The 9,988-nt window shown below is 70.3% G+C and carries 8 protein-coding genes and 1 rRNA gene; 4 read left to right on the top strand and 5 right to left on the bottom strand.

Annotated features, from left to right (window positions below):
* Nucleotides 1-7 precede the first annotated feature (7 nt).
* Nucleotides 8-124 (top strand): 5S ribosomal RNA (gene rrf, locus FLW16_RS42355).
* A 216-nt stretch (nt 125-340) separates the two neighbouring features.
* Here the strand turns inward: rrf and FLW16_RS42360 are convergent.
* Entirely contained in the window at nt 341-883 is a 543-nt protein-coding gene (locus FLW16_RS42360) for a TetR/AcrR family transcriptional regulator (RefSeq protein ID WP_142566639.1), read from the bottom strand.
* A gap of 75 nt (nt 884-958) precedes the next feature.
* On the opposite strand from FLW16_RS42360, the gene FLW16_RS42365 reads away from it, so the two are divergent.
* A complete protein-coding gene (locus tag FLW16_RS42365; protein WP_142566640.1) occupies nt 959-2,008 on the top strand; it encodes an aldo/keto reductase in 1,050 nt (349 codons plus the stop codon).
* 813 nt (nt 2,009-2,821) lie between these two features.
* A complete protein-coding gene (locus FLW16_RS42370) occupies nt 2,822-3,205 on the top strand; it encodes a cell division protein SepF (RefSeq protein WP_139578677.1) in 384 nt (127 codons plus the stop codon).
* Nucleotides 3,206-3,359: 154 nt separating this feature from the next.
* On the opposite strand, the gene FLW16_RS42375 is transcribed toward FLW16_RS42370, so the two are convergent.
* From FLW16_RS42375 to FLW16_RS42390, 4 genes are all read right to left on the bottom strand, one after another.
* On the bottom strand, nt 3,360-4,673 hold the full coding sequence (locus FLW16_RS42375) for a hypothetical protein (protein ID WP_142566645.1): 1,314 nt from the start codon (nt 4,671-4,673) through the stop codon (nt 3,360-3,362).
* 247 nt (nt 4,674-4,920) lie between these two features.
* Entirely contained in the window at nt 4,921-6,642 is a 1,722-nt protein-coding gene (gene argS, locus FLW16_RS42380) for an arginine--tRNA ligase (protein WP_142566641.1), read from the bottom strand.
* A gap of 51 nt (nt 6,643-6,693) precedes the next feature.
* On the bottom strand, nt 6,694-7,722 hold the full coding sequence (gene plsX / locus FLW16_RS42385) for a phosphate acyltransferase PlsX (RefSeq protein ID WP_142566642.1): 1,029 nt from the start codon (nt 7,720-7,722) through the stop codon (nt 6,694-6,696).
* A 17-nt stretch (nt 7,723-7,739) separates the two neighbouring features.
* Entirely contained in the window at nt 7,740-8,309 is a 570-nt protein-coding gene (locus FLW16_RS42390) for a DUF1707 domain-containing protein (protein ID WP_142566643.1), read from the bottom strand.
* Between the two features lie 387 nt (nt 8,310-8,696).
* On the opposite strand from FLW16_RS42390, the gene FLW16_RS42395 reads away from it, so the two are divergent.
* Nucleotides 8,697-9,644 carry a hypothetical protein gene (locus tag FLW16_RS42395; RefSeq protein ID WP_142566644.1) on the top strand — a complete coding sequence of 316 codons (948 nt, stop codon included), beginning with the start codon at nt 8,697-8,699 and terminating at the stop codon, nt 9,642-9,644.
* The last annotated feature ends 344 nt before the right edge of the window (nt 9,645-9,988 follow it).

Below are 9,988 nucleotides of genomic sequence, written 5' to 3' on the forward strand. Positions count from 1 at the left end.
GTGGGGTTACGGCGGTTATAGCGGCAGGGAAACACCCGGTTACATTCCGAACCCGGAAGTTAAGCCTGCCAGCGCCGATGGTACTGCACCGGGGACGGTGTGGGAGAGTAGGACGCCGCCGGACAATTTTTGTGGAGGGCCACCCTGTTTGGGGTGGCCCTTCCGCGTTTCCAGAGGGGTTTCCCCTCTGGGTGCGTGTTTGGTGGTGGGTGGTGCCCCGGCTGGGTTGGCCGGGGCTTTCGCATGTCCAGGGGTCGGGTCACCTCGCAGTGAAGGCCGCTCCGGCACCGTGCACGGCGTCCGGCCCCATAAGCGTCAGCGAAGTCCCTACATGAGACCTCTACCGCTGTGGCTGTGCGCGGAGCCCGTCGAGGATGAGCGCGAGCATGCGTGGTGACCGGTCTTCGGGGCCGGACGCGGCGCGCCAGAGTGCGCCGGTGAGTTGGAGGAAGTCGCCGGGATCGGCGTCCATGCGGATGCTCCCGTCCTTCTTGCCGGCGTCGAGGAACTCCGTGATCGCGGCGAGAACCGGACCATAGGTCTGCTCGCTGATCGCCTGGTGCGCGCTGGGACTGAGGGCATCGCCGAGGCCATGCTTCCTGCGCATCGCTTCGACAAGGTCGGTCGTCCAGTGGCGAAGCGCTTCCAAGGGCGGCAGCTCAGCCAGCAGCCCAGGCACAGCGCCGATGATGCGTGCGACCTCGTCCTGGTAGACGGCGAGAGCGAGTGCTTCACGGGTGGGGAAGTTGCGGTAGAGGGTGCCTGCGCCGACGCCGGCGCGCTGGGCGATCTGGTTCATCGACGCGCTGCCGTCCGCCGCGAACGCTTCGCGGGCGGCCGCAAGGATGCGCGCCCTGTTCTCGCGAGCGTCTGAACGGACCACGGGACCTCACCTTGTTAAGTGGAGATCTCTCCACTACGTTATCCGGAGAGGTCTCCACATACTCTAAGGAGCATCGTGCACTACATCAAGCTCGGCACGACCGGTCTGGACGTGTCGCCGATCGCGATCGGCGCGATGACCTACGGCGAGCCCGACCGAGGTCACCCCGTCTGGTCGAAGGGTGAGGAGGAGGCGCGCCCGCTCATCAAGCACGCGCTGGAGGCGGGGATCAACTTCTTCGACACCGCGAACATGTACTCGAACGGGTCCAGCGAGGAGATCCTCGGCCGCGCGCTCAAGGACTTCGCCGACCGCGGCGAGGTGGTGATCGCCACCAAGCTCCGGCACCCGATGCGGCCCGGCCCCAATGGCCGCGGTCTGTCACGGAAGGCGATCATGACTGAGGTCGACCACTCCCTGCGCCGCCTCGGCACGGACTACATCGACCTTTACCAGATTCACCGCAACGACCCCGCGACCCCGTGGGAGGAGACGCTCGAGGCGCTCAGCGACCTCGTGAAGGCCGGCAAGGTCCGCTACCTCGGCGCGTCCTCGATGCACGCCTGGGAGTTCGCGAAGGCGCTCCACCTGCAGAAGCAGAACGGCTGGGCGCGGTTCGTGTCCATGCAGAACCACTACAACCTGCTCGCCCGTGAGGAGGAGCGGGAAATGATCCCGCTGTGCCTCGACCAGGGGGTCGGCACGATCATCTGGTCGCCGCTGGCGCGCGGCCGTCTCTCCCGAGGCTGGGACGATGCCAGGTCGACGGTGCGCTCCGAGACGGACGGCGCCTACGCGGACATGCTCTACTCGCCCGCACATGAGTCCTCCAACCGCGCGATCATCGACGCGGTCGGACAGGTCGCGGACGCTCACGGCGTCAGCCGCGCGCAGATCGCACTCGCCTGGCTGCGCCGCCAGCCGGTCGTCACCGCGCCCCTGGTCGGGGCCGGCTCGATCCGGCACATCGACGAGGCTGTTGCGTCACTGGATGTCGAGCTCACCGACGACGACGTGCGCGCCCTGGAGACTCCTTACACGCCGCGGTACGACTGGCAGGGGATCTCCGACGAGGCCGAGCTGGAGGCCATCCGCAAGCGCGTCCCCGGGATGGCGTTGTCGTAAGACCCGTCGTCCGCTCCGGCACGGCTGTTTGGGTCGAGCCCTGAAATTCAGGGGCGGGGGCCATCGACCGGCCCAGTGCACGCGCGAGAGAATCGGCGGGTGCTTCTGGAGAGATCACGGCTGTGGGTGGGCGCTCCCGACCTGAGGACGCGCGGGTGACTGTCGCCTGCCGTCCTCGACGGCAGCGGCCGTGGCGGCCGCACGGTGTCCCCTCGTGGAGGGTGGCCAGGAGGCTGGTCTGCGCCGCTTGGAAAACCGGCGGACGGTCGAAATGGTGCTCGATATCGGTTCCGCAGGAGGTGCTGCGAGGAAAGAGTTTCCCCTGGCCGTCCTCCCAATTGCGGCCACTGCCGTTCGGCCACACGTGTTCGGAGATGGGTGATCAGCCGCATGCGCCGCTATCGAAAATGCTTTCGAAATGGGAATTCGGGGCGTCTCCACGCGTAATTCGATCTTCATCGGTGCCGCCTCCATTTGCGCCTCTCGGTGGCGGCGTACCGGTCGCCATCAGCAAGATCGCATTTCGGGAACCCGGCGAGATGGGCGTCCGTTGTGATCTACTGAAGGCGTGCCGTCGTTCGAGGTGACTGTGAGAAATGTTTGCGAAGGGTTCCATGGGGTAGACGGGTTCGCGAGTTACCCTGGAAGGGCTGACAGAATTGACGATGAAGACACACTTACCCGGCCTCCACATTATCCAGCCAACAACACTTAAACGGCCGGGCGTGTCGGCGGGGGTTCGCTGAATCGTCGATTACGGTCCCGTGTGTCGGGACGAGCCCGGAAAAGGACAAGCCGGAAAAGGACGAACCGATGGGGGCTGTGCGCAAGGTGGCGAGCTACCTTGGCCTGGGTGGGGCAGAGCAGTACGACGACGAGACCTACGCCGAGGACGAGTACGAGGACGACTGGATGCCGGCGGCCGAGCGTGCCGCCAAGCGCTGGCAGCCCAACGCCGATCCGGCCCGTATCGTCATGGTTCGCCCGCAGAAGTATGACGACGCCCTGACGATCGGCCGGCACTTCCGCGAGGGCCACACGGTGGTCATGGACGTGGCGAGCATGTCGACGGCGGAGGCCACGCGAATGGTGGACTTCGCCGCGGGCTTGGCCTACGGCTGTGAGGGACGTATCGAGCGGATCGCGGACAAGGTCTTTCTGATCACTCCGGCGACGGTGGAGGTCTCCACCGCCTGAACCGGCTGGTCCGACTCCGATCCTGTGCCCGCCGCCCACTGGGTCGGCGGGCACAGCCGTGCGCGGCGCCGGCTCTTACGCAATCAGCAAGCCTCGGCCCGCAATCCGCAGAGCCCGGCCGCGATCCGCAGGCCCTGTCCTGGCGTAGGCGTCCCTATGCGGCCCGGGGGCCCCGGCGCAGCAGCGTGGACACCTCGGCCAGGTCCCTGGCGGCGTCAGAGGCTCGCTCCTCCGACTCCCTGGCGTACTCGTGCAGGGCCCAGACGGCCTTGTCGGCGAGGTCGGCGAGCTTGCCCGCCCGTGTCTGGACGTACCGCACGTCGGAGTGTTCCCTGACGCGGTGCCGCCACAGCAGATGCCCGCCCACGGCGGCGACCAACAGGCCGACGAGGGCGAGCGGCGGCGAGACCACGAATCCGGCGGCCAAGACGACGACGGCGAGGACCAGGAGGACGTATCCGGGCCAGGGCCGGGTGCGCTTCGGCACGCACTCAGTGACGAGCCGCTGCTCGGCGGACGCCATCGACTCCTGGTCGGGTCCCTCGGGTCTGAGCGTGATCGGATAGCCGAGGATCGGCACGTCCATGGTGTCGGGCGGCGGCTCGCCCACCACCTCGACGAGAGACTCCGCCGCCGCCCTGACCGCCGGCGCCGCCACGTGCAGGGCGAGCGCGGCCATGTGGGGATCGGAGTCTGGAGCCAGGTCCTGCAGCAGATGCCCGGTGAGCGAGCTCAGCGGCCCTTCCTGGCCGCCCTGGCCCGCCAGGGCACGGAGCACGGCCAGCGGCTCGTCCTCGGCCCATACGGTGCCGCGTACGACCTTGGTGACCTCGCCGGCCTGCCGGGTGGAGGTGATCTCGGTGCAGCGCTCGCGCAGGCGGCGCAGGGTGACCGACGCCCGCAGCGACCGCTCGATCTCGGCGACCTTCGCCAGCTCGGGGAACGCCTCCAGAGAGGCGGGCACGGACGTCTCCGGCAGAGCGGGCACGAGGGCCTTCAACCACCGGTCGTCGGTGGCCGGCACGTTCACCGCGTCGAGCTTGCGCAATACGAAGATCTTGCCGACCGGTCCGTACGCCCCGCGGGCGGCGGCGAGCCACAGCGCCCGCTGGCCGGACGTCACCGGGCGGTCCTCGGACAGGTCGCCGAAGGCGGTGCCCAGCCAGGAGGCGTGGATTCGGTCGCCGTGGCCGCAGACGGCGAGGGCCAGGCACAGGAACAGGGCGGTGCGCCGCTCGTCCAACTCGTTGGCCAGGGCCAGCGGCTCCAGGGCGTCCTTGCCGGACATGATGAGGACGAGGGCCTCGACGGCGGGCCCCAGCCAGTAGCCCGGCACGTCGGTGATCCCCGGCGGCAGGTCGGGCGCGGTGCCGTCGGCCGCCAGGCTGACGATCAGCGCCTCGGCGTAGCGGTGCAGCTCCGTGGCCTCGGCCAGGTTTCCAGGGTCCGGACTCGTGGTCAGGTCCATGCTCACGCGGAACGCTCCCCGAGGGGTCGGCTGGCACTCCCTTGACCGCGCCAGACTAGACGCTTGGTGCGACAGTCACCGACGAGGCGCGCCGTGGACACGCCTGACCCGCGGAAACCGGAAGACCGGGCCGCCCCGGATTGAAGAGCGGCGGTACGGTCGGCCGGCCGAGGTCGCTCGGAGACGGCGTCGCCGGAATCGGGGACGCCGTCTCCCGGGTCCGCCGAAGCGGAATCCGGCACCTCGCTCACATCCGCTCGGGGACTTCGATGCCGAGCAGGTCGAGCCCGCGCAGCAGCACCCGCAGGGTGAGCGCCGACAACGCCAGACGCGACTGCCGTACGGACTCCTCCTCGGCCTTGAGGACCGGGCAGCTCTCGTAGAACGAGGTGAACGCCTGAGCCACGTCGAACAGGTGGTTGCACAGCCGGTGGGGCTCGGACAGCTGGGCGACGGCGGCGACGACCGAGCCGAAGCCGAGCAGCTGCAGCGCGAGCGCCCGCTCGGCCGGATGGCCCAGCGTGATCGGGCCGGTGACCGACTGCGGGTCGACCGCGCCGTTGCGGAAGATCGACCGGATGCGGGCGGTGGCGTACTGGAGGTACGGCCCGGTGTTGCCGGTGAGGGCGAGCATGCGGTCGAAGTCGAACACGTACTCGCTGTCGTGGCTGACGGACAGGTCCGCGTACTTCACGGCGCCCATGCCGACCTGGCGCGCGATCTGCCGGCGGGCCTCCGGGTCGTACCCACGGTCGGCGATGACGGCCTCGGCCCGCACGACGGCCTCGTCCAGCAGCTCGGTGAGCTTGATCGACTCGCCGCTGCGGGTCTTGAACATCTTGCCGTCGCTGCCGAGCACGCTGCCGATCTGGACGTGCTCCGCCTTGACGTCGTCGTGCAGCCAGCCGGCCATCCGCGCCGCGGCGAAGACCATCTGGAAGTGGAGCGACTGGGTGGCGCCCACGACGTACAGGATGCGGTCGGTCTTCAGATCGCGCACCCGGTAGCGAATCGCGGCGAGGTCGGTCGTGGCGTAGCCGTACCCTCCGTCGCTCTTGCGGACGATGAGCGGCAGCGGCTGGTCGTCGCGGCCCTTGAAGCCGGGCGGGAACACGCACAGCGCGCCCTCGCTGATCTCGGCCACGCCCGTGCGCTCCAGCTCGTCGCACACGTCGGGGAGCATGGGGTTGTACATGCTCTCGCCGGCGATGTCGTCGTCGGTGAGCGTGACGCCCAGCGTCTGGTACACCTTCCGGAAGTAGCGGTTGCTGTACTCGATGAACTCGCGCCACAGGCGCAGGGTCTCCGGGTCGCCGCCCTGCAGCAGCGGCACCCGGCGGCGGGACCGCTGCTGGAACTCGGGGTCGTTGTCGAACTTGTGCCGCGCCGCCTGGTAGAAGGCGTTGCCGTCGCCGGCGGCCAGCATGCCGAGCGCCTCCTCCTCGCCGATGTCGAGGAGGTGCTCGATGAGCATGCCGAACTGCGTGCCCCAGTCGCCGAGGTGGTTCTGCCGGATCACCCGATTGCCCAGGTGCTCGTGGGTGCGCGCGAGGGTGTCGCCGACGATCGTGGTGCGCAGGTGGCCGACGTGCATCTCCTTCGCGGCGTTCGGCGCCGAGTAGTCGACGATCACGGTCTGCGGGGCCGGCTGCGGCACGCCGATGCGCTCGTCGAGCAGCCGCCGCGCGGCCTGCTCGGCGATCCAGCCGTCGCGCAGCGTCAGGTTGAGGAACCCGGGCCCGCTGACCTCCACGCTCACGTCGGCCGTGTCGAGGTGGTCGGCGATGGCCTGGGCGACCTCCCGCGGGGCACGTCGGAGCCGCTTGGCCAGGCTGAGCGCGACGTTCGCCTGGTAGTCGGCGAACTGAGAGGGCCTGATCAGCGGGTCTTCAGTGGCGTGCTCCGGACCGAAGGCGGAACCCAGCGCCTGCTGGACCCGCTCGGTGAGCACGAGCTGCGGGTCGGTCATGCACCAAGCTTATCGGCGCGTGCCTTCTGTCCGCCGTTCCATATCCGGCGGTCACCAGCGGCGGTGCGACTTGTTGGTGGAGGCGATCCGCTCGCCGATCCTGGCGATGATGCCCTGGGCCGACAGGCGGGCCGCGAGCTCGCAGGCGGCGGCCACGCCGCGCGCCCGCGACGAGCCGTGCGCGATCACCACCGTGCCGTTGAGGCCGAGCAGCACGGCCCCGCCGTGCGCCTCAGGATCGAGCCGGCCGGCCAGCTCCCGGAGCCGGGCCCGCTGCAGCATCCCGCCGATCCTGGCCACCCGGCTCTCCGCGATCGTCTCCCTGAGCTGCTCGAAGGCGTACCGCACGGTGCCTTCGACGGTCTTGAGCGCCACGTTGCCGGTGAACCCGTCGGTGACGACCACGTCGACCTTCCGGGTCAGCAGGTCGTGCCCCTCGATGTTGCCGGTGAAGTCGATGCCGGGCGTGGCGGCGAGCAGTTCGTGGGCCCGTTTGGCGAGCTTGTTGCCCTTCTCGACCTCGGCGCCGATCGTGAGCAGGCCGACACGGGGACGACGCATGCCGAGTGCCGTCTCGGCGTACGCCACGCCGAGGTGGGCGAACTGCACCAGCATCTCCGGTTTGGCGTCGGCCGTGGCGCCCGCGTCGAGCAGCACGGTCGGCTGGGGCAGGGTCGGCAGGCCTACCGCGATCGCGGGGCGTACGACTCCCTGCTGGGCCCGCAGCCGCAGCCGGCCGGTCGCGACGACGCCCGCCGTCGAGCCCGCGGACACCACCGCGCAGGCGTCGCCGCGCCGTACGAGATGGCAGGCGATGGCGATGCTCGAACGGGGCCGTCTCAGGCTCGCCAGCGCGCCCTCGTCCATCGCCAGCGCCTCCTCGGCGCGCACGATGGGGATCTCGGTGACCGCGTCGTGCCGGGCGAGCTCGTGGTAGAGCACGCGGGGGTGGCCGACGAGCACGACGGGCACGCCCCGCTCCCGCACGGCCTGTACGGCTCCCGCGACGATCTCCCCGGGCGCGTTGTCGCCGCCCATGGCGTCGAGGGCCACGGGCAGCGCACGGCCGGTGGGCTGCATGGCCGCATCGTAGGCCGTCAGCGACGGGTCCCGCGGTAGACCACGATCTTGCCGAAGCGCGCGTTGCCGGTGACGCGGATCAGCGGACCGTCTCCGTCGCCGTCCCCGCCGGTCACAGAGCGTTTCGAGAAGACCGCGCTGCCCTCGTCGACCACCCTGGCGTTGGCCGGCACGGTGACGATGAGCTTGCCGCAGAAGGAGTTCAGCTCCAGCGTCACCTCACGGCCGGGCAGGACCGCGTCGCTGAGATCCACGATCAGCGCGCCGAAGACCGAGCTGAGCTCGGTGTGCCGCCCGGCTACCCAGCGCCCGCCACGTATGATCTTGCTGAACACCGCGGAGACCTGGTGCCTCTCGGTGGAGAGCGTGGCCGGGGGGTGGGCCGCGTCGGGCAGGTCCCTGGTCAGGGGCGCGAGGTCGCCGATGGTCACGGCGCTGTAGGTGGCGTCGAGCCTGTCGGCGTGTTCGACGCTCGTCAGGCGGCCGGTGGCCAGCGCCTCGCCGAGGACGGCCGCGACCCGGTCGCGGTCGGCGTCCGAAGCGCGCTGTGCGGGATCGTCGCCCGCGTACGGTGTGAGGGAGGTCACCTCGCCAGCGTAGCTCTTATCGAGATATGTCGCGATAGGGCGGGTTGGTGAGCGGCGCCTGCCCGGCCGAGTCACGACATCCGTCGGCGCGTCGCTAAAAGTGAGCGGAAAGATCTGCCGTGGAGCCTGGCGCCGTGTTTACCGTCGCTTTCTCCTGAGGCGGGATTGGGGTGACCGCGAAGTGGTCGTCCGGTGCTCGATATACCGACTTTCCCGGCGGGGTGCCCGCCGGGCATCCCCTGGTCAGCAGGGCTTTCCGCCGTGATCGGCAGTGATAGAAATGCCGACGTCTTTGTCGGCGTGCTCGCCGACGCACGGGGGTTCTTGGGTTCGTCATTCCCACTCTCGTGAAAAGGAATATGAACCGGGGGCAAGTCAATGAAACGAGTGGTTAGGACAGCCGTCGTCGCCGTCACGATCGGCATCGCCGGCATGCTGGCCGCGCCCGCGCAGGCCGACGTGTGCGCGCAGAAGTGCACGGAGCACCGGGTCACGTCGCTGGCGAGGCTTCTGGCCGATCTGCAGGGCACGGCCGTCGGCGGGGCGACGGGCGGCGTCGTCGCGCAGGCCGACGCGGCCGCCGAGGTGGCGGTGAACCTGACCGCTGACATCAGGGCCGACCTCGTCGCGGTCGCGAGGCTCTGCGGCACCGTGACAGCCAACCTGTCCGCCGAGGCCAACGCGCAGATCAGCGCGGCCGCGGACATCGCGGCCGACATCGTGGCCGACGCCGCCGTCACCGTCGAAGCCAACGTCGTCGCCAGGCTGGAGGCCCACCTGTCGGCCGCCCTGGTCGCGGTCGCGGACGTCAACGCCGCTCTCGTCGCCAAGGCGAACGTCGCCGCCGGCGTCGTCGCCCAGGTCGGCAAGCCGGTCGTCGCCGTCTCCGGCCAGACCGCCGCCGCCGTGGACGCCTCGGCGGCGGCCGTCGCCACCGCGGGCGCCGCGGTCCGCGCCGGGCTCAACGTCACCGCCAGGCTCAACGCGCTGCTCAGCCTCAAGGGCGCCGTCGCGGCGACCGCCGGCAGCGCGGGCGGCCTGCTGGCGCTGGTGCCGTGCGAGACTCCGGCGGACCGCGCCATGAGCAGCACCCAGACGACGGCCGCCGAGGCCGCCGCCCGGGCCGACGCCAACGCCCACGCGGTCACCAGGACCGTACGGAACACCACGGACGCGCCGGCGCAGGGAGCCGCCGCGACGACGGGGGCCGCGGCCGAGCTCGCCACCTCCGCGTCGGCCACGGCCGACGCCGCGGCGTCGAGCGCGGTCTCGTCCGCCCCGGGCGCGGCGGCCGACGTCGCGCCGACCGGGCGCCAGGGCGGCTACGGCAGGTGAGCCACGCCTGAGGGCCTCCGTCGCCGTTGCGACGACCCGCCGAGCGGCGTCGGACGCCACGTGCGCGGCAGGACCATCGGAAAGACGTCGAATGACGAAAGCGGCCGGCGCCCCCGAGGGGCGCCGGCCGTCCGGCGTCGCACAAAGACGCGCGTCGCGAAGCGTGCGCGCCAGGGCGGCAGGCGCCCGGGCGCACGCGGCAGGGCTCAGCCGACCTCTAGACGAGTAAGTCCTAATTCCGGTCAGTGGTCGTAGGCGATCAGTGACCGGGTGATGGGTTGGCTGGTGGCGCGGTTGTGCCAGATGGCGGCGGTCAAGGCCAGGATCCGTTGGGCGATGCGGGC

This window comes from Microbispora sp. KK1-11, assembly GCF_006874435.1.
In the GTDB taxonomy this organism is placed as follows: Bacteria; Actinomycetota; Actinomycetes; order Streptosporangiales; family Streptosporangiaceae; genus Microbispora; species Microbispora catharanthi.